Source organism: Bradyrhizobium sp. 2S1 (assembly GCF_011516625.5).
Lineage (GTDB): Bacteria > Pseudomonadota > Alphaproteobacteria > Rhizobiales > Xanthobacteraceae > Bradyrhizobium > Bradyrhizobium septentrionale.
This window is the reverse complement of sequence record NZ_CP147717.1, coordinates 9,109,765-9,129,650: the sequence shown is the minus strand read 5'-3', so window position 1 is coordinate 9,129,650 and position 19,886 is coordinate 9,109,765. Positions and strand designations below refer to the sequence as shown.

Here is a 19,886-nt window from a genome sequence, read left to right as displayed (position 1 = left end):
ATCGCTCGATAGAAAGCGCCGGCGCGGGCCTCGAGCGCGAAGTTCACGCCCGCAATGCGCGCCGCAGCAGTTTGGCGAAATCCTGCGCCATCTGCGACGGCGCTTTATGCGTGGGAGAGAGGACCGCGATCCGGCAGTGGATCTTCGGCTTGAACGGGCGGATGGCGAGGCCCTCGGTGAACGGCTTGCTCACCACCGGATCGACGATGCGCCGAGCTGACACGTAGCCGAGAAGAATTCCGTCTCCGACATCACGTTCCAGCGCGCGCCACATTCGGAGAAGGCCGACGCCAGCTAGATCGGGTCGCCGCGAAACAGCGTGACCAACAGGACGCCGTTGCGGCTTCGGCGTGGTCGCGGTCGCCGGTCAGGAAAGATCCGAAAAAATTACCGCAAGATCATCGACCCGGGTTCAATTCGACATCAAGTAAAATCGAAGCCGACAAATTGCCTCGCAAAGCCAATTTTCGCTATGCTCGCCCAACCGGACAGCAATGATCCCGGATGGTTATCCCCGGCGCGATGGACCGGGCGCGACACCATCGTGGATTGAGGTTGGGGAGAGCTATGGCGAGCTTCGTTCAGTTCTTGCAGAATTCTGGTGTGTTCGCTGCGCAAAACTTCATGATCGTTCCTCGGGAAGGCTTCAACCTGGTTTGCCTCCGCGACAGCAAGGACGTTGGCCTGTCGTATGATCGCAATCGGTTGCTGGTCGAGGATGTGCGCCTCGATGACGTCGAACGCGTCGCTCAGGAATACATCAAGTTTCGCTTCAGGGAGCAAAAGGGTCAGGAGCGCGACGATCAGTTGCTGCGTCTGCGTACAGCGCTGTATGCCACCGCACGGCCGGACGGCCCTGCGCGTGGCCTCAAGGTCTCGCCCAAAGATAAAGGCATTCCGGAACTTAAGGCCATCCGCGGCAACGCAAGCATCAAGTTGGATGTCGCCATTCTGCCGCGCAAAGATTTCACGGTCGCGTTCAAATTCCTCAAGCGCCTCGATCAATCCGGCAAAGTGATCAACGCCACGAAATGGACGCCGGATGACGTGCCATCGTTCCTCACCAAGCTGAACTGGACGTTCGGGGCTCAGGCAAATATCTTTTTCACCCCGGCCGAGGCCACATGGATTACGGTCCAGAAAGCCCTGGCGCCCAAAATCCCGCGGGATGTTTTTCGAAAGGATATCGTGCCGTTGAAGGGGCGCGGCGCCGACCTTACGTGCTTTCTCGTCGGCGACTATGATGCAAAGGATAATGAGGCGGCCGGGGAGTATCTGCCTGATGAGCAGGTATGCGTGGTTGTCGACCAGGGCAATCCACCCGTGTTCGACTATGGCGAAGCATTCATTGGCGTCATGGCGCACGAGTTCGGTCACTTCTTGCACCACAAACGGAACATGCCCGGGAGTGGACACCATGACCGAAGCGGTATTTTGCTTTCCAGTGGCATGGAAAGCCTGTCCCTGGACAGGCAACTCGTCAGCAACTTCAACGCGTGGTGAGATCGCTCGTTCTCGGCTTTTACGGTTTGGCAGCAACGTACCCGTAGTAATTCATAAGTATGCGACGACGAACTGCGGATCGTTTGGCTGCAGGGGCTCGTTATTCTCGCCTTTGAACAGCGGACCGCCGCGCCAAGCGTAGAAGTACTTTTGCTTGGTACCGTCGGCGAGACCTTAGTCGCGCTCGCGACGCCGGGCATCGAACGGGTCCATCAGTTCCGGCGCTGCCACCAGGGGAGGCGCCTTCAGTAGGATGTGAATTGTACCGTCAGGTCGAATCTCGACGCACTCGGGACCGGGTGCAATCGACCACCGGATGAACGTGCACCGATTGCGGCAACAGACCCGTCAGGGAAAGAAGAAGGGCATGAAGGGCATTCCGCCGTCGCCCCTTCTGCCTGCGTTGGCCTCGGCCTTCGGCCGTGCGGGTCTTGCCGGAGCCTCCGCCTCGCGATCCCTGCTCCCGCGCTCGAGCCTGGCGGACGGGGCATGACGTGCCTTGCGCCTCTCGCATTCGTCGTCGTCATTGAGGAAGTAACCTGCGGCACAGGTAATCTTGACACAGCGATCGCCGTCTCGCCTAAGGCCGGATCCGCAAATCAAGGGACAAACTCGCGCCGTTTTGAGCTTGATCGCGTCAAGCGCATCGGCGTTGGCGACTTTTGCGTCGAACTTGGTGCCGGCGTTTCGGTTGAACAGCTCGAGCGAGCGCCGCGATTCCGTGTCCCATTCCCCGCTGAGCGATCCTGTGAAGCAACCAACCCGGCGCAATTCGGTCTGTAGCAATTTGGCAACCGCGGCTGGTGCTGTTGGCTGCACGGTCGCCTGCGGACTGGGCAGCGCGGCCACCTTGGGACCCGCATTTGCGCTCGGCTCTCGCGGTTGGTCTGGCGCGGAGGGAGCTGCTGGCGCGGTGCTCTTAGCGGCGGTCGCGGCGCTCTCAGCCGCGGGACGCTTCTGTTCAGCCTGAGCCGCTTGTTGTTGCGCGACTTCCTTGGCTGCCTCAGCGACCGCCCGAGCTTCCTGTGCTGCTTTCAGGTCCGAGGCCGCCTTGGCGAGTTGCGTCTGTTGAGCGCCCTGGTTGATGAGCCGGGCCTGTTCCTGCTCCGCCTGACGCGCTTTTTCGGCCGCAGCGGCACGCTTCTCCTCCGCATCAACCTTGGCAAGCTGAAGCTTTGCCAGATTTGCGTAGTAACTGTCAGGATACTGGGCGATGAAAAAGTTCAATGCATCCTTGTTGCCGACCTGCAGCGCGAGCTCGTAGTCATACCGCATTTCGGACCGCGGCGTTGGCGCTGGGGCGGCTTCCCGGGCAACTTCCTTGGCAGTTTGCTTGGCAGTTTCCTTGGCAACTTCCTTGGCTGGCACCAGCGGCACATCGTCGCCGCCAAGGGTGCCGTAGACGTACGGCTCCTGCCGATTACCTGTTGCTTTCATCACGTCGTCGCGGACGAAACCGAACACCCTGCGCAAATCCAGGCCGGGAGTTCCGATATACTTCACCAGTGCGGATGCGTACGGACTGTTCTTGCTGTTGCCGTCCGACGCCGTCGAGCCAGCCTTGGCGGCAAAGGCCACGAGCGTATTCGATGTCGGGGGCTCAATGCGGGCAAGGCCGCGGCTGATCGCGCGCGAGCCAACCGTTCGCTTCATTTTGTCGGAGAAAGGATTGTTGCGGCAAGCGTCGAGAATCACAAGCCGCAGTTGCCTTGCCGGTTCAACGGCCAGCAGGACCCGATCGAGCGAAAACGCCTCGTCATAGACGTCCGTATCGCGCTCGAGGGTGGCATCGACCGGGATCAGATAGTTCGTACCTTCGATCTCGATGCCATGACCAGCATAATAGACGACAGCAACATCCGCGTCGCGCGACTGGTCGGCAAAATCGCGCAGCGCACGTCGCATCTCGGCCGCCTGAAGATCCAGGCGAGTTTGAACCACGTCAAAACCCGCATTCTTCAGTGTCGCCTCGACAATCTGGGCGTCGTTGACTGGGTTCGAGAGGGGCGCCGCGTTCTTGTATGAAGAATTGCCAATAACGAGGGCGACACGGCTCGCAGCCGATGCCGGCTGACAAAACAGCAGCACGATAAGAAAGAGGCAAATTTGTCGCAGTTTTGCGAAGCAGCGTGCACGCATGGCGATGCTACTGTTCAAATGAATGTCTTCTACATGTGTGGCGTCACGACCGAAACGGTTCAATCGCATGTCGATGATCCGCAAGGCAATCTGCGGAAAGTGGAACCGGGGCGGCAAGATGGCGCGCCCTGGCCGGCCGATTGACCTTCCCGGAGGCGTGGCTTTTAGTAACCGCGATTTTCGAACGGGCGAGATCAGTGCTGTGACTGACGTAAAGCTCAGCCAGACGGACCCCGCGACAGCCAGCAACGGGAACGCCAGTTTTGGCGTCAATCCCTGGCTGGACTGGACCGCGAGAACCGCAGTGATCATCATCTACGGCGGGTCTGCTGTTGTCGGCGCCGCTGGCATCCCGCACCTGCTCCCGTTGGACAGTTTTCCCAAGCTGCTGATGGTCGCTGCCCACATGGCAAACGTGCTTTTTCTCAGCCTGGTGGCAGTGACGACCATGACCCGCCTGGTCCCCATCATGAAGTCGAAGGGTATTGAGACGCGGATATCAGCCTTGTTGGGCACTTTCCTAAGCATCGCGCTCGCGTTCCTTCCAAAGGCGGAGCTCGGTCCAATCTGGTCGATCCTGTCCACGGCACTGATCCTGGTGGCGACCTCACTGTGTATTGTGGTCCTTCGCTGGTTGGGCAAATCCTTCAGCATTCTGGCCGAGGCAAGACGCCTTGTGACGAACGGGCCTTACCGAATCGTCCGGCATCCCCTCTACCTTTGTGAGATGGTTGCCCTCATCGGCGTGACACTCCAGGTGCTTTCACCGCTCGCCGCGCTCATCGCGATTGTGATTGTGACGATTCAATGCCGGCGCATGATCAACGAAGAGCGGATTCTCCGGCTGGCTTTCCCCGAATATGACGCCTACGCTGCGAGAACGCCCTTGCTGATCCCGGCAAGACTGATCCCCACATGCATGGGGCGATTGGCTCGTCACGCGGGCCGGAAGCTGTCGACCAAGGCCGTCGATCCGCAAGCCTGACGCCGCGCTGCGCGGCGATCCCGATGTCACCTGTAGAGGCTGGGACGACTGAGGGAATCGTCGCGGCAGACCGCGGATACCAGCGAGGGCCAGTTACGGTTTGGCGGCAACGTACCCGTAATAATTCATAACAAAGTCCCCAAGGGCGAGGGGCTTCAGAGCGCCTCCTTTGCCCGGATGCGGTATCGCGTAATCTCCTTTGCCCCATGTGAAGATCGTTGTCGTCACGTTTCCGTTCGACACTTGTATCCTGTCACGCAAGACGACCCAGTGCCTCGTCAACACGGAGCCTTCATCAGATTGGTCATCAAACTCGATCATGTTGGCGCTTATGAAAAGGCATACGCGATATCCGCCGGCGAGCAGGGCGTTGGCTTCGTTGACGCTGTCGATGCCCTTGCTGAATTTCAGATTGGTTTCCTCGCGCACGTCCCGGTATCCCGCCTTGCGGAACCATTGCTCCATTTCGCTCGGCAGCGTGATCCCCGCGACATCGCTTATTCTGCCGGTGTCGTCAAAATCGAGGAACCAATTTTCGGAGTCGCGGATGGAGGCGCATGTCAGCCAATCGACGTGGTCCAGCGAGTAGGGCGGCGTGTAGTTCTTCACGTCCTTTCCCGGCTTGATCAGCAGGCGGCCGAGGCTCGCTTGCCCCTTTTGATACAGGTCGATGGCGAACCGCGCATACTGCCCCGGCTTGTCGGACGCGTAGCTGAACATCAGCGCGGAGGGGCCACACAAGCTTGCCTGATCCTGATCGATGAGGCTCGGCTTCGCAATGCGCCTGAGAATCCCGATCCCGACGCGGTGCGGGTCGAGCTTCGGAAAGAATGTGGTCCTCGTATTCTTGAGGAAATCACAGACCATCTCCGCGGCGAGCTTCTTTTGATCCGAATTGAGGTCATACGGTCCAACTCCGAGCCACTTCTTCTTTTCGTCGCCGACGAAGAGCGTGATGAGCTTTTTCGAAGTCGGAGAGAGCGTTCTGGAGGTGCTCGCAATGGTGGTCAGGTCGTCCAGCTCGAATGAAGTGACGGTGCCGTCCGCGACGGTCGCCCTGATGATATCGACCACTTCCGCGTAATCCAGCTTGGAATCGTCGAGCAAACCCTTGCGAAGTGCGGCATCGACGGATGGCGTAGAGATCGCATCCCATTGACCCTTTGGAGGGGAAGGCTTGGCGGCCACCTTTGTCGCGAGGTCGAGGAGCCGGCTGAACGTTGGGCCGCCAGGCCGAATATAGCCGTCGGGCGTGCCCGGGAAGTTTTTCTGCTGGAAATACAGAATCGAGCTGTAGAGGCTGTCGCTGGCGTGACCCGTCACGACCAATTGCGGTTTGAGCGTGGTCTCGGCGCCTCCGTCGGAAATGGCGATCTTGTTGAGCAGCGAAATGACCAGCTCCTGGTCTTGCTTCCAGTTCTGGCAGCTGCGACCCGTCGCGGCAAACCGACCGACTTTGTCTTTCAATTGCGGCATGACTGATCACCAGCAATGTGGTCGTTATCAGTGGCGGAACGTCAGCGCGCGCCTCTTGGCTTGGAGCCTAGCAGGTCGTGCGTCCCACTGACGCTCAACGTTCCCGAGCACTCGAATCCGCCGAAAATTCCGCAGGACCCCGTGACCGTAACGCGAAAGTTCTTCCGCTGAAATATGTCGAGCGAAACGCCAAATCGCGAAAAATCGTTGGCGCTGTTCGGCAGGATCAGGTCGATGTGATCGATCGCCCAGCGCGGCAGGTGAGGGTTGCTCTTCCAGAACAGTTCATTGACGGCGTGGTGCCCGAAATTCGGTCCGACCGTGAGGGCGCCGTCTGCGCCCTCGAACACGAAGCCCGTCTCGTCGATGTGAACGTTGACCCGGTCGGGTGCTACTGCGAAATGCAGCGACGTGATGTCTTGCGGCTGCGGGTCCTTGCCGAACTGCGCACTATAGTCGTCGCTCCATTGCCCTCGGCCGCGCCCCAACCCGAAGCCGTGCCGGCCCGGAAGGTCTCGCGTCGAGAGCGGCCGGTCGGATAGCCTTGGGCGCCAGATCTCCCGAAATCCGGTGCCGATTGTCGCCGCCATCGACAGATCGAGGGCCCAATGCGACGGTTTCTCCGGGCTTTTCCCTTCGGCGAAGGCGTCGAATCCGTCCGACGTCTTGGCAATCCGCAGCACCTTGATCAGGTCTTCCCAATCCTTCGGCAGAAACGTGACGCCGTCGAGCGTGCTCGTCGCGGCCGCCACGCCGTACTTCTCCAATTGACGTCGGATATAGGCCTTTTCGTCATAGAGGCGGACATTGGGATTCGGCCCAGCGAAATATTTCGACAGATCGATCTGTGGCCGAAGCATGGTTAGCCGCGCGGCGATCTTCCGGTAGGTGTCGGTCGTGGTCGGGTCGGTGGTCGTCACGGGGCCGCCTCAGAGTCAAAGCCAGTCTCCGATTGGTCTGGTCCGGACGGGGCCGGGTTCAACTGAACCTCCCAAACGGAAAGGCCGACCACCATTCGTGGATCAATGTAAAGAGCAAGGACGATCCGATGTCACTTCGGAGCAGGGTGCTAGACGTGCTCAACGGCCCGGCGGTCGCGCGCATGCGCTTTCGGTTTCCGATCCGTGGCAGCCACGTGACGATTGCACCGCAAACGTTCCATCACGTCGCACGCGCGATCCGGTTGGGACAGGTCAGCGTCGGAGTGCCGACGGACCTCGCGGCAGGTGTTGCGGCACAATATAACGATGTCGCGCGAACACGGGCGGATGGTACCGTCGTCGCGGCGAATACGCTGGAGGTCGTGTCGGCGACGGGGCGGATGGACGAAGCCTATATCGTCCATGAGGCCTTGCATGCGGCTTACGATCTGCTGCGCACCGGCCTTGACGCCAATGCGGAGGAGGCGTCCGCCTATGTCTGCACTGCGCTCTATTGCCGCATGACAGGTCTACCGCGACCCCGCTGGGCGAACGGCCCGATCTACGCCAATGCCGCAGAGGTCGCCCGAACGCTGCTGTCGCAATATCAGAAGGGTGATCCCGGCATTCCCTGGGTCGGCGAACATGAGTGGCGGATGTTGCGCGCCGGTGTGGGCCTTAATTCGGTCTATGCCAGCGGACCTGGCGGCATTCTCACCGGATGGCTCCTCGGCCAACAATACACCCACGATGGTTGATGGGACGGGGCTGCGTCCGCTCCACGAACTGGCGGACCTGCTCGCTGCCGCCGGTTCCTTACCGAGGTCGACGCCGTTGAAAGCGTCAGGCAACCAGCAAACCCAGCTTTCCGACCGTCGCCAGCGAACGGTCAACGCTGTCTCGGGTCGAGAGCAGCAGCGGCTCGGCGGGCTGCCCGGCATCATCCACTTGTTTGACCTGGATGGTCGGTTCGAAGAGTTCAGTCATTTCGGCTGCAATTTGCCCGATCGTCCGAGAACCGTCGAGCAACTGCAGGAACTGGCGCGTCCTGTCGTCCTCCAACTGTACGGTCTGGTGGAGCAGGTTGGTGACCAGCGGGCCGGTCTGCGCCTGTCTGCGGGCGAGCAGGCTCGCCTGCGGGCGTTCAGTGGCTTCCTTCACGAGAAAGGGTGGTGATTTCAGAAAGGAGATCTCTCCGCTGCATGCCAGGATGTACAGCGCTTCCGTCAATATCCGTTGGTCATCGCCTGTTTGCCGGCCCTCGAGCAGCGTCCGGGCGCCATCGAGCAGTTCAGTGAATGAGAGTGCGCGCGGCCAGGCCCGGCCGAGACAAAGATGCGCAGCCTTCAGGAGCGGCTTGGTCACCGTGATTCGGCTGCCGTCCTGAGTCTCAAATTCCATCTCGGACTCGTCGGTCAGGCAGACTTCGGGGCGACGTTGGCTGGTGGCGCTCAGCAGATAGAACCGGGTGATGAAGTCGAGATCGACCTGGCGGTCAAGGGAGATGCCATCGTGGCAGAGCAACGTACGCCGAAACCCGTTGCCGTCGATGAAGTCCTGATACTGATCGCGCGCCATGAACTCGCTTTCGGGAAAGCGCTGCAGCGTGGCGCGGACATCTTCGGTGTAACCGGCAAGATAGCGTCGCGAGAAATCGGAGTCGCTCAGATATTGCAGCCCGTGCCGGCCAGCGTCTTCGACGACTTCGTGCAACAGGAAGGCCGTCGCGCCCTGATCGAGATCGTCGTGAAAAAGCAATTCGTCCGGAGCCTTGAGGACGCGGTTGCACTGATCGCGCATGACTGCACCGTGCACCGAGTTGGACTTCGAGCCGTCGCTGAGAAATTTCACGATGGCACGAGCTTGTCCCACTTTTTCCTTCATCCCGGTGATGTGCCTTGTGTGGTAACGCATCATGTCGCGGACCATGTCGCGGAGATGCGAGAACGGGTGCGCGTTATAGCTGACGTAGCAGAGCCCTTGGGGTGCCAGGTTCTGCTTGAAGATGCTCATCATCTTCTCGCGCACGTTCGGGGGTACCCATGAATACACGCCATGCGCGATGATGTAGTCGAACTGTCCGAAGGCGGCGTCGACATCCATGATATCGCAATGCAGGAGCTTGATGTTACTCAAGCCCAATGCGGCGATATTTCGCTGGCCGCGTTCGACGGTAGCGCCGCTCAGGTCGATACCGATGAACTCGCTGTCTGGATATTGAAAGGCCATCGGCAACAAGTTGCCGCCAACGCCGCAGCCGAGCTCGAGAACGCGGCAGCGCTCGACCGGAGCCGGCTGCATGCCATAGACCGTTGCGATTGCCGCCAGATGGTTCGGGTGAGTGTGTCCGTAGACGTGCCCTGGATAATACACCTCATCGTATGCCGTGGTACCGGTGGTCGGCTGGCGGTGCTCGGTCTGGATGTTCATCGCAGTCAGTTCCACGAATATGCAAACTTGTCGTTCACGATCGAGACGCGCGTCTGCTTGACTTCCTCCTTGGCGAGAGACTTGCTGAGGAATTCACGCGACAGTTCGGGCAGCAGCGTGTTGGTGATGATGTTATCGATCATCCGCCCGCCGGAGTCCGGATCGTTGCAACGGGATACGATGTGCTCGACGACTGCATCGTCGTAGCCGAAGGCAGCCTTGTGATTATCGCGCAAGCGCTGTCCGATCCGGTCGAGCTGCAATCTGACGATGCCGGCAAGCATCTCGTCCGAAAGTGGGAAGTAGGGGATCGAAACAATGCGCCCAAGCAACGCGGCAGGGAACACCTTCAGCAATTCGGGCCGCAGCAGCCTGGCGAGTTCTTCCGGCTCGTTGCGATACTTTGGATCGCGCGCCAGGCCCATGATGAGATCAGTGCCGACGTTTGTGGTCAGAATGATCAACGTGTTCTTGAAGTCGATTCGCCGACCGTTACCGTCCTCCATGACCCCCTTATCGAACACCTGGAAGAAAATCTCATGGACGTCGGGATGGGCCTTCTCCACCTCGTCGAGCAGGATAACGCTGTAAGGCTTGCGCCGGACCGCTTCGGTGAGCCGACCGCCTTCACCATAGCCGACATAACCCGGAGGTGCTCCCTTCAAGGTCGAGACCGTATGCGCCTCCTGGAACTCCGACATGTTGATCGTGATCATGTTCTGCTCGCCGCCATAAAGGGTTTCGGCAAGCGCAAGGGCAGTTTCTGTCTTGCCCACCCCAGACGGTCCGGCCAGCATGAAAACGCCAATCGGCTTGGACGGGTTGTCCAACTTGGCGCGGCTGGTCTCGATTCTCTTGGCAATCATCGTCAGTCCATGGGACTGGCCAACCACGCGGCGATTGAGGATTTCGGGCAGCTTCAGGACGGTCTCGATTTCGTCACGCATCATTCTGCCGGTCGGGATACCAGTCCAGTCGGACACGACAGAGGCCACCGACTGTTGGTCCACATGGGCATAGATCATCCGCTTTTCCGGATTGATGCCCTCCAGGGTCTCAAACTTGCCGCGCAACTCCACGCGTTCCGCGGCCCGATCTTCGTCTCCGCTTCCGGAGAGGATTTCGCGGATGCTGCGGATGTCCTTGACGAGCTCCTGTTCCTTGGCCCAATCGGCCTCCAGGCCGGTCAGTTTGTCCTTCAGCGCCGCTATGTCGCCGTCGATTGCGGTAATGCGCTCGGCGTTCTCGTCCCCGAGATCGCCGTCGCTGACCAGCGCTGATCGTTCGGCCTCGCGAGCCGCTATGGCGACGCGAGCGTCCTCGATCAGGGCCGGCGTTGCGCTCTGGCTGATGGCTACCCGTGCCGAGGCAGTGTCCAGCAGGCTGACCGCCTTGTCCGGCAGCTGTCGAGATGGAATGTAGCGATGCGACAGGTTGACCGCGGTCACGATCGCGGCGTCCGAAATGCGAACGCCATGGTGCTTCTCCATCGGGCCGAGGAGGCCGCGCAGCATGATGCAGCAGGTCTCGACATCCGGCTCATCGACGTGGATCGGCTGGAAGCGTCGTGTGAGCGCGGGGTCCTTCTCGATGTACTGGCGATACTCTGCCCAGGTGGTGGCGGCGATCGTACGCAGCGTGCCGCGGGCGAGGGGAGGTTTAAGCAGATTGGCCGCGTCACCGGTGCCGGCCGCGCCACCAGCGCCGATCAGCGTGTGAGCTTCGTCGATGAACAGGATGATGGGGGTAGGGGAATTCTGTACCTCGTCGATCACCGAGCGCAGGCGCTGCTCGAACTCGCCCTTCATCGAGGCGCCGGCCTGCATCAGGCCGATGTCGAGCGCGCAGAGCCTGACGTTGCGCAGTGGCGGCGGCACTTCGCCAGCGGCAATGCGCTGCGCAAATCCCTCGACCACGGCGGTCTTGCCGACGCCGGCTTCGCCGGTGAGAATTGGATTGTTTTGCCGCCGGCGCATCAGCACGTCGATCAATTGGCGGATCTCGTCGTCTCGACCGAGGATCGGGTCCATCTGGCCCGACTTGGCCTTGGCGGTGAGATCCTGGGAGAACCTGTCGAGCGGTGTTGTTCCTTTGGGACTTGCCCGGTCCGCGCCGTCGGTGCCGGCACCGGCCAATCCGGAGCCGTCCATCGGACGCATGGTCTCTTCCTCGGAGCCTGCCCAGACAGCGCGGTGCTCCGCAGCCAATGCGTCTACGTTTATCTTGGCGAATTCCTGCGAGATGTTGTTGAGCGCACGACGGATCTCATTCGATTTCAGTCCGGCGACCAGGAGATGGCCGGTGCGGATCTGGGTCTCGCCGAAGAACAGCGTGGCATAGTGCCAGCCACGGTCGAGAATATCGATGACCGAATTGGCGACCCCCGGCATGTCGGTTTCGTTCTTGCGGAAGCCGTTGATGACGCCTGCGAGGTCCGACAGCAGCCGCGCGCGGTCGAGCTTGTAGTGATCCACCGCGAGGCTGAGGTCCGTCCTTTCCTGCTGCAGGATGTGAAACAGCCAGTGTGCGAGCTCGATGTTGCGGTTGCTCGCGCTTTTGGCGTGGCGCAGGGCTTGTATGAAGGCATCGTAGCCAGCGCGGTTCAGTTTTCCAGTCACGGCCTCAAGGCTGATGTCGGTCACGGTGGGGCCTCCTGCTCAATTCCCCCGGGCGATGTCCGGCTCATCGTGGAAACTGGCGCGCATTCCATGATGTTAGGACAATCGGACCGGTGCATTGGTTCAAATCGGCGGGGCGTCTGTCGCGGCGCTTCGCCGGGCTCTCAGACGCTCGGCAAGGTGAAAGCGAGCATCGCGGCGATATTCCTCGGTCGAGGCCCAGTTCGGTGAAACCCAGCTGGTCCACCCAAGGCGTCCGCTCTGTCCCAGCTTCATCGGGACGACCGCTCCCGCCGGAATGGCGAGTTCCACCTCCCACTCGAGTTCGTCGCCGATATAGAAGTAGACGGCGTCAGCCAGGGGCTCGGAGAGGTTAGGCACTTCGGTGGGCAGGAACTGCTCGTACTGAGCAAAATCCTTCACGAAAACGCGAACCCTGATCTTGTCTTCGACACTGAACACCCGCGAGCCCAGAAGCGCGTCGTGGCCGAGCTTGGCGTGCGCCGCGCCGAGGCGGCTGCAATGGCTCGAGTCGAACGGGAGCCAGGTGCCAACAAATTCGTCGATCTCGACCCTGACATCGAACAGCCCCTGCAGCAGTCGGGCCAGTCGTGACGCGGATTTCGCCCTGGGTGAGACCAGTCCGGCGAAGCTGAGCTTCGCCATGTCCGGTACCGTGTCTCGATTGGCAAAGATATCAGAGCCGAGGCCGGCAAAGGAGCCGACATAGGCGATGAAGCGGTCATCCGATGGCCTGTCATGCTGCGCGATCGGGCGTGCGTCCGCCCAGGCACGAAAGAACAATTGCAGAAAGCGTCCATTGAGAAGGTCGAGAAAGCGCGGAAAAGCGTCGTCTCGCATCAACTGCCAGCCGAGGCTCTCATCGGTGGTGGCCAGCGGCAGTGCGCCCTGCGGTCCGAGCAGACCGAGGAATTTGACCAGGATTCTGAGCCTGCCATCGCGGTCGTCGACCGAGCTCAGATTGGAAGCGGGAAATTCCAGATAGGGGGTTTGACCGAGGTCAACAAATTCCTCGCGACGCGCAGCGCTGTCGCCGATCCGCGGCCGATCCGGATTGGATCGCTCGAGCTGGCGGAGCGTCTGGAAGAAATCGAACCGCCAGGGCTCGGCCTTCATCTGGTCGATCAGCGTCACAGCGGCCTCCGGGTGCCCATGCGGGCCGGCCAGCGCATGATCTCGCCGCGTTCCGAAGTCGAGATGACGGTTTGGGTGAAGGTGTTGAAGCCCGAATAGTCGGCGAAGAAGCGTTCCAGCACAGCCCCGAGCAGGAACACGCCACTGCCTTCGAATGCCTTCTCGTCGAGCGTGACGGTGATCTCCAGGCCGCGCGCTGCGCCACTGCCAGTACGCTCACGCACCCGCCGCACCACGGGCCTGCTCTCGACGCTGCGCACGCCGCGAATCTTTCGTTCCGTAGCGTCGTCGAACTGGTCGGCGAACAATGACAGCATCTCCCGCAGCGCTCCGGCGTTCTTACCGCCGCTGCGTTCCACGAGGCCGAGATAGTTCAGACTCAGCATGTTGATCAGGCGCCAACTGACAACGCCGCTATTGGCGATTTCGCTGCGACTGCGCAACTGCGCCACCACCGGCTCGCGTGGCCGGGTGGGACCGGCTATGCACATCAGCTCGAGCGAGGTGTCATCCAACAGGCGAAAGTCGGCTCCGCCCTGGCCGACCGGCAGATGTTCCGTAAGATGCCGGTTGGAGCACAACGCCCGGACGCTCAGCTCGGCGGCGGATCCGTCGCCGCTCAGGTCGCCGGGCTCGAGCAGCGAAAGGAACATGTCCGTCCCGGTGTAGTCGGAGGCCGCGCCATATGTCTTCTCTTCGACGGTGCGGCGCCGTGGTAGCCGACGAACGGTAAAATAAAGTCCCTCGACCGATCCGGCTGTCCGGTCGACGGCGGCGGAGTACAGCGGACGCACGTGCCGCTTGTCCTTTTCTGCCGGAAAGTGCGCGTAAACCTCCAGCACCTGGTGCGGCTCGTATTCGAGATAGCGGCTTCGGTCGGGCACCACGTGGTATTCGTGGGTATTCGATTTGACCGGGATGCGATCGCTGGTTTTCTCGAACAGGTTGATTGCCGGGGCGGTGTAGAGACTGAAAGTCTCCGCCCGGACAGAGGCGGCAAGCCGTGAGTTGTGCTCATCGAACGCGAAGACGATATCGATGGACTTGCTGCGCAACCGTGGCATCACGGCGCGAAGTCCCGTCAGATTGACGCCAAGGAATTTGCGCGGAAACACGAAATATTCCCGCAACAGCTCCGAGCCGCGAAAGACCCGGTTATCGTTCGGAAACAGAGATTCGTTCTCGCTGAAGCCGACTTGCTGCACACAGTCGTTCGGAGCCCGGATGACGACCGGATCGCCGAAATCGTCGAGATAACGAAAATAGAGGCCGACGCAGTTCGAGGTCAATTGTTCGTAAAGTGCGATAGCGTCTGACTCGGCGCCGGTCAGATAGATGGGCAGTTCGCTGGTGCGGCAGCCGGCGAACCAGGTTTCTGGTTTGCTGCGCGCCTCCGCGTCTGCCGGCTCTTCGTCGAGCCGCGCGGCGGTACGGTGGGTCAAGGAAAGCCTGAGCCCCGCAATGACCTCTCCGCCGACTGGAATCCCGAGGGCCTGCAATGCGCCCGCGGTCGCAAAATATTCGGCGCCGGTGACGTCAAACGGCCAAAGCACGATATCGCGGCAGAGCCGGAAACGGCAGGCAAGGCTACGTTCCCTTTCGCGATAGCTCGCATCGAAGTAGGCGCCCCGCGCGATTTTCCTGCCGTCCCGCAATGCCGGATCGGCATAGGTCGGCTGTGCCTTGACCAGCATGGCGGACGGAGTTGGCGCGAGGTAGTTCGGAACCAGCTGTTCGAGCAGGTTTGCCGTGAACTCCGGAAATTCGTGCTTGAGCTTGAGCTGAACGCGAGCAGCAAGGAACGCGGCGCCTTCGAGCAGGCCCGAAATCATTGGGTCTGAGCGATCGCGGATCAGGCCGCCGAGGCGCTCCGCGATGCCAGGATATTCCTCGGCAAAGTCTTCCGCATGCTCGTACAGCAGCGACAGTTCACGGTTGTAGAAGTCGAGGAACTCGCGATTCATGCTACATTCGATTGATCTGTATATCGCCGCTGTCGAGATCGACGTCGGCGACGAATTCCACGGGCACGTTGAGCGGCTCGCACTTCAGGTCGGTGTGCACGATGAAGCGAAGCTTGAGCTGCTCGGGGCCGACCGAGGTATCACGCCGGACCCGGATCGATTTGCGGTCGAGCCTGGGTTCATAGGTCGTGAGCGACGTGCGCAGGGCATCGCTGAGCTCTTCGTCCGTCACGTCGTCGATCGACCGGTTTGCGATATCGGGAAAGCCGTAGTTCAGGATCGAGGTCCGGACACAGTCACGGCCTGTCAAGTCCAGGGTCGATTCGAGAGCAATTGTATTGAGAAGAGTTTCGAGATCATGCGAGACCTCTCGCCTCAGCAACGTTTCGGAGATCGGGAAACGGCCGACACTGCGCCGCCCCGCTATGACGCGCTCGCCGAACTGATCGCGCAGCTCGATCTTCTTGCGCGAATCACGAGCCTCGTGGGCCGCGCGAAAGGCCAGCATCAACGGAGGAGAAAGCCGGTCCTTCTTTGGCGTAACGGTCATCGACGGTCCCCATACCGCCGGCGCCGATTGCCACTATTGGCAGCCGGCGCCGAGCAGGAAGCTTTCGATCAGGCCCATTCCTTGTTGGCCGGAACGTCCCAGCCGAAGGTCGGCGATGCGCCGGCGCCGCCCTTTTCCGTCTGGGTCTTGTAGATCATCTTCACCTTCGCGAAGTTCAAGCTCACGTTTTCGGTGAGACGATCTTCGCCGTGCGATCCGCCGGTCGATACGCTGGCGACCAGGACGTGCTTCATCTCGATCTTGAGATATTCCAGCGGATTTTCACCGGCCTTGCGGACAGTGAGGATCGCGGTATCGATGTGCTTGCCGTTGGCGCAGACCTTGAAGAGTTCAGGCGTCGCCTTGTCAACGAAGTGCGTGAAGTGGAGATCCTGCATGTTGACCTTGCCGGCGCCGCCGCCCGAGCCGCTGTGGAAGGTGCCGCTTTGGCTCTCGCCAAACGACCAACTCAAGATGTCGATCTCGTCCTTGTGTTTGTCGTCGAGCGACTCGCCCTTGATCGGATCGAGTTTCAGAAAGATGTCGACAGCCATAGTATAGTCCTTTCAAAAAACCTGGATGAGTGACGGTTGCGATAACTCGGCGTCAGGAGCTCGGGCCTGGCAGGCGCGAAACAAGGCTGAGACCGACGTCCATCGCTTCCAATTGAAAATGTGGACGGAGGAAGAAGCGTGCGTTGTAGTATCCCGGGTTCTCCTCGTTTGCTATGACCTCGACTTTCGCAGCGGCCAGCGGCTTGCGCGCTTTCTGCGCCTCTGACGACAGGGCTGGGTTGGCATCAACGTACTCGTTGATCCAGGTCTGCAGCCAGACCGTCAGCTCATCCTTCTCCTTCATGGATCCGATCTTGTCGCGAACCATGCATTTCAGGTAGTGCGCAAAGCGGGACACGGCGAACATGTAAGGTAGACGTGACGACAGGTTGTCGGATGCGGTTGCGTCCACACCCTTCTCGCCGAAGTATTTCTTCGGCTTGTAGAGCGACTGGGCACCGATGAACGCTGCCTTGTCGGTGTTCTTGCGATGGATCAGCGGGATCAGCCCCGATTTTGCAAGTTCGTGTTCACGACGGTCACTGATGGCAATCTCGGTTGGGCATTTCAGGTCCACCCCGCCGTCGTCAGTCGGGAAGGTGTGTGTAGGCAGATTGATCACCTCGCCGCCGGACTGGACGCCGCGAATGCGCGTGCACCAACCGAACTCCTTGAAAGCGCGATTGATGTTGACAGCCATCGCGTAGGACGCATTGATCCAGCCGTATTTGTCCCCGGTATGCCCGTCGGTCTCCTCTTCGAAGGCGAATTCTTCCACCGGCTCCGATTTCGCGCCGTAAGGGAGGCGGCCCAGCACGCGGGGCATGCACAAGCCGAGATAGCGCGAGTCGTCCTGGTCGCGCAGTCCCTTCCAGGCCGCATACTCCGGCGTGTCGAACACCTTGCCAATGTCGCGAGGGTTCGACAGCTCAGTCCATGAATCCATCCCCATCAGGGTCGGCTCGGCGCCGGCGAAGAACGGAGCGTGTGCTGCGCCGGCGATCTTGCTGAGATCGCGCATCAACTGCACGTCGGTCGGAAGGTGGCTGAAATAGTAATCGCCGATCAGGCAGCCGAATGGCTCGCCGCCCAACTGTCCGAACTCGTATTCGTAGATCTGCTTGAACAGCGGGCTCTGGTCCCAGCGCGCATCGGGATAAAGCCGCAGGTTCCGATACAGCTCGGTCTTGGAGACGTTCATCACCCGGATCTTGAGGTTGGCGTCGGTCTCGGAATTGAAGACGAGGTAGTGGAGACCGCGCCAGGCACTCTCGATCGCCTGGAATTCGGGTGCGTGCAGGATCTCGTTCATCTGCGCGGTCAGCTTTTGATCGATCCGCGCGATCATCTCCTCGATGGTGTCGAGCACGTCCGACTTGATGACGCTCGTGTCCTTCAGCGCCTCTTGAACGAGCGTGGAGACCGCGTTCTCGACTTCGGTCGCCGCACGTTCGGTGCGCGGTTTGAAGCTTTGCTTCAGCAGGGCAGCAAACTCGTCAGCTTCGACGGTCTTGACCTGGGTGGTGGTCTCTTTGTGAGTTGCTTCTTTTGCCATGGTCCCCATCCCTTGCGTTAGCTGTTGGTGTCGGCTTCGGTTGACTGGCTGGTCGCGCGCTCGCGCAGTGCGGCCATCAGTTGAGGATCGGCGAGGAGTTTCTTCAGCTGGTCCTCGGCGCCCACCTTGCCATCCATGTAGCGGAGCAGGTTGGCGAGTTGTTCGCGCGCCTCGAGCAGCTTCGCCGTCGCCGGTACCTGGCGGGCGACCGCCACCGGCGTGAAGTCGGACATCTTGTTGAAGCTCAGGTTGACGGAGATCTTCTCGTCTGACTCATCGCCGAGACGATTGGCGACACGCGTCGTCACGCCGGGCTGGATCGCTGCCATGCGGTTGTCGAAATTGTCCATGTCGAACTCGAGGAACTTGCGCTCCTCGACCTTCGCCTTCTCGACGCCGGGGTTGTTGCCGGAAAGATCGGACAGGACGCCCATGACAAACGGCAGCTCGATCAGCCGTTCGGCGTCGTAGGGATCTTCGTAAGTGATGTGCACGCGCGGTGCGCGGTTTCGGCGAATGAATTTCTGACCGCTGTCGGTTGCCATTGGGTTGCCCTCTTCACAAAATCTGTGCGGAAGCCGACTTGCGCGACGCAGGCTCGGGAAGTGCCTCGGTCTTTCGTCAGCGGAGCTTCCTTCTCTTAGTCCCGTCGAACGGAAGGCGGGTTCAATTCGATTTGTCGATCGCCTTCAGAGCGCCCTCGGGCAGAACGTCACTCAGCAGGCTGAGGAAATCTCGTTGTGCGAGTTCGCGCGCGCGATCGACCAGAAACGGGATCGGGCTGGACGGCTCCGCGGCGCGGAAGAAAGACGCAACCTTGGTCAGCAAATCCAACGCCTGCGCTCTGTTTTCTGCCGCAAAAACAGTATCTTGAGGGTCATTTTCTTCCGCAGCTGGGAGCGATGTGGCGAATTCCGCCATGCGCTCGATCGGCAGGTCGAAAACCTTGTCACGTCCGATATTGATGGCAGCGCTCTCGACGTGGGCGGGCATCAGCATCCGCATCACTTCGATAAACGATTTGCCAACCATGTCCTGCGCCTGCCGCACCAGCAAGAGCGCCGGGCTCGACGGTTCCTTCCGAGCGAAATAGTCGGCGGCTGCCGCCAGCGCCGCGGATGCCCGGCCCGGTGAGGTCACTGCGCCGGCCATTTCAATGGGAAGCTGCTGGTTGTCTTGAGCAGTTTCGTCCGGAGATGGAGCAACTGCGGTTGGATCGCGTGCTGTGACCAGGCCCGCGAGCCAGTTCGCCATGCCATTCGCGACACCCGCAAGCCTGTCGAGACTGACGGGTTGCCCCGAGTTCAACTTTTCGTGCCAAGCCGATTTGATGCCGGCAATCTCGGCCGCGACCGCGGAACAGCGGGCGCTCAACGATTTGAGGGTGTCGAGGTCGGTCTCGCCGATGATGCGCTCGATGGTTCCGAGGTCAGGCGCGTCGACGTCAGCGTCAGCGGCGGGAATTTCGCCCTTGGCAATCTGATAGGCACGGTAGTTGAGGCTGCCGTGCCTGCGATTTTCGATCAGGGGGAGGAATTGGAGCGGGTTGATCACCGTCGGAAACACGTCGATCGCCTCGACGGTGACGGCGCGAAAGGCATAGTCGCCGTCCTCGCCCCTCGGGTGAACCGCTTCCCATTGTTCGCGGAGCAGCAGGGTGGTCGCCTTCAGGCAGCTGAGAAAGCCGTCGAGATCGCGGTTCAGGATGGAGAACTTGGCGAGCAGCATGGTCAGGCGCAGATCGCGGGTGCGTGCCAGGAGGGGCTGCGCAGCGGCGAACTGGCCGGCAATGTCGATGGCCTTTGGGTCGAAGCGGCCGCGCTCTCCGTTGGCGTTGACGACCTCGAAATACGACATCGGAAGCAGCGATTCCGCACCTGCGAAGAAATTCATGTACTGGACATCCCCGGCCGCATCGAGGTCAGGCCCGCAGGGATCGTCCGGGGCTATGGGCTTGGTCAGGGATGTGACATCGAGCATGCAAAGATGGTCCGTCTGCGGGGCCCTGGCCCCCTTTGCCAAGTCCGTCACAAGTGG

General features: G+C 60.7%; 16 protein-coding genes. 3 read left to right on the top strand and 13 right to left on the bottom strand.

The window, feature by feature from the left end; translation table 11 throughout:
- Positions 1-43 precede the first annotated feature (43 nt).
- Positions 44-274, bottom strand: coding sequence for a hypothetical protein (locus HAP54_RS43635; protein ID WP_166297567.1), 231 nt, complete (start codon positions 272-274; stop codon positions 44-46).
- 293 nt (positions 275-567) lie between these two features.
- Between HAP54_RS43635 and HAP54_RS43630 the strand changes: the two genes are divergently transcribed.
- Positions 568-1,503 carry a hypothetical protein gene (locus HAP54_RS43630; protein WP_166297566.1) on the top strand — a complete coding sequence of 312 codons (936 nt, stop codon included), beginning with the start codon at positions 568-570 and terminating at the stop codon, positions 1,501-1,503.
- A gap of 348 nt (positions 1,504-1,851) precedes the next feature.
- Here HAP54_RS43630 and HAP54_RS43625 read toward each other — a convergent pair whose 3' ends face one another.
- Complete coding sequence (locus tag HAP54_RS43625) at positions 1,852-3,642, bottom strand: caspase family protein (RefSeq protein WP_166307015.1); 1,791 nt, start codon at positions 3,640-3,642, stop codon at positions 1,852-1,854.
- A 73-nt stretch (positions 3,643-3,715) separates the two neighbouring features.
- Between HAP54_RS43625 and HAP54_RS43620 the strand changes: the two genes are divergently transcribed.
- On the top strand, positions 3,716-4,627 hold the full coding sequence (locus HAP54_RS43620) for a methyltransferase family protein (RefSeq protein WP_248114358.1): 912 nt from the start codon (positions 3,716-3,718) through the stop codon (positions 4,625-4,627).
- A gap of 93 nt (positions 4,628-4,720) precedes the next feature.
- Here the strand turns inward: HAP54_RS43620 and HAP54_RS43615 are convergent, their stop codons facing one another.
- Positions 4,721-6,103, bottom strand: coding sequence for a hypothetical protein (locus HAP54_RS43615; RefSeq protein ID WP_166297565.1), 1,383 nt, complete (start codon positions 6,101-6,103; stop codon positions 4,721-4,723).
- A gap of 41 nt (positions 6,104-6,144) precedes the next feature.
- Positions 6,145-7,023 (bottom strand): hypothetical protein, encoded by an 879-nt coding sequence (locus tag HAP54_RS43610; protein ID WP_166297564.1) that lies wholly within the window; start codon positions 7,021-7,023, stop codon positions 6,145-6,147.
- 128 nt (positions 7,024-7,151) lie between these two features.
- Here HAP54_RS43610 and HAP54_RS43605 point away from each other — a divergent pair, with 128 nt between their 5' ends.
- Positions 7,152-7,781, top strand: coding sequence for a hypothetical protein (locus tag HAP54_RS43605; protein ID WP_166297563.1), 630 nt, complete (start codon positions 7,152-7,154; stop codon positions 7,779-7,781).
- A gap of 85 nt (positions 7,782-7,866) precedes the next feature.
- Here HAP54_RS43605 and HAP54_RS43600 read toward each other — a convergent pair whose 3' ends face one another.
- The 9 genes from HAP54_RS43600 to HAP54_RS43560 form a co-directional block, all read right to left on the bottom strand.
- Positions 7,867-9,453, bottom strand: coding sequence for a class I SAM-dependent methyltransferase (locus HAP54_RS43600; protein ID WP_166297562.1), 1,587 nt, complete (start codon positions 9,451-9,453; stop codon positions 7,867-7,869).
- Positions 9,454-9,458: 5 nt separating this feature from the next.
- Entirely contained in the window at positions 9,459-12,095 is a 2,637-nt protein-coding gene (gene tssH, locus HAP54_RS43595; protein ID WP_166297560.1) for a type VI secretion system ATPase TssH, read from the bottom strand.
- A 99-nt stretch (positions 12,096-12,194) separates the two neighbouring features.
- Complete coding sequence (tssG, locus tag HAP54_RS43590; RefSeq protein WP_166307011.1) at positions 12,195-13,259, bottom strand: type VI secretion system baseplate subunit TssG; 1,065 nt, start codon at positions 13,257-13,259, stop codon at positions 12,195-12,197.
- Positions 13,223-15,190: a type VI secretion system baseplate subunit TssF gene (gene tssF / locus HAP54_RS43585; protein WP_166297558.1), complete on the bottom strand. Its 1,968-nt coding sequence runs from the start codon at positions 15,188-15,190 to the stop codon at positions 13,223-13,225. Before tssF ends, tssG begins: the two co-directional genes overlap by 37 nt.
- Before the next feature lies 1 nt (position 15,191).
- Positions 15,192-15,740, bottom strand: a complete 549-nt coding sequence (gene tssE / locus HAP54_RS43580; RefSeq protein WP_029080198.1) for a type VI secretion system baseplate subunit TssE — start codon at positions 15,738-15,740, stop codon at positions 15,192-15,194.
- Positions 15,741-15,808: 68 nt separating this feature from the next.
- On the bottom strand, positions 15,809-16,294 hold the full coding sequence (locus tag HAP54_RS43575) for an Hcp family type VI secretion system effector (RefSeq protein ID WP_029080199.1): 486 nt from the start codon (positions 16,292-16,294) through the stop codon (positions 15,809-15,811).
- A 52-nt stretch (positions 16,295-16,346) separates the two neighbouring features.
- The gene (tssC, locus tag HAP54_RS43570; protein ID WP_029080200.1) at positions 16,347-17,849 is read right to left on the bottom strand and encodes a type VI secretion system contractile sheath large subunit; all 1,503 of its coding nucleotides are present in this window, start codon (positions 17,847-17,849) and stop codon (positions 16,347-16,349) included.
- 17 nt (positions 17,850-17,866) lie between these two features.
- On the bottom strand, positions 17,867-18,394 hold the full coding sequence (gene tssB, locus HAP54_RS43565) for a type VI secretion system contractile sheath small subunit (protein ID WP_166297556.1): 528 nt from the start codon (positions 18,392-18,394) through the stop codon (positions 17,867-17,869).
- 121 nt (positions 18,395-18,515) lie between these two features.
- Positions 18,516-19,829 carry an ImpA family type VI secretion system protein gene (locus HAP54_RS43560; RefSeq protein ID WP_166297554.1) on the bottom strand — a complete coding sequence of 438 codons (1,314 nt, stop codon included), beginning with the start codon at positions 19,827-19,829 and terminating at the stop codon, positions 18,516-18,518.
- Positions 19,830-19,886: the final 57 nt, after the last annotated feature.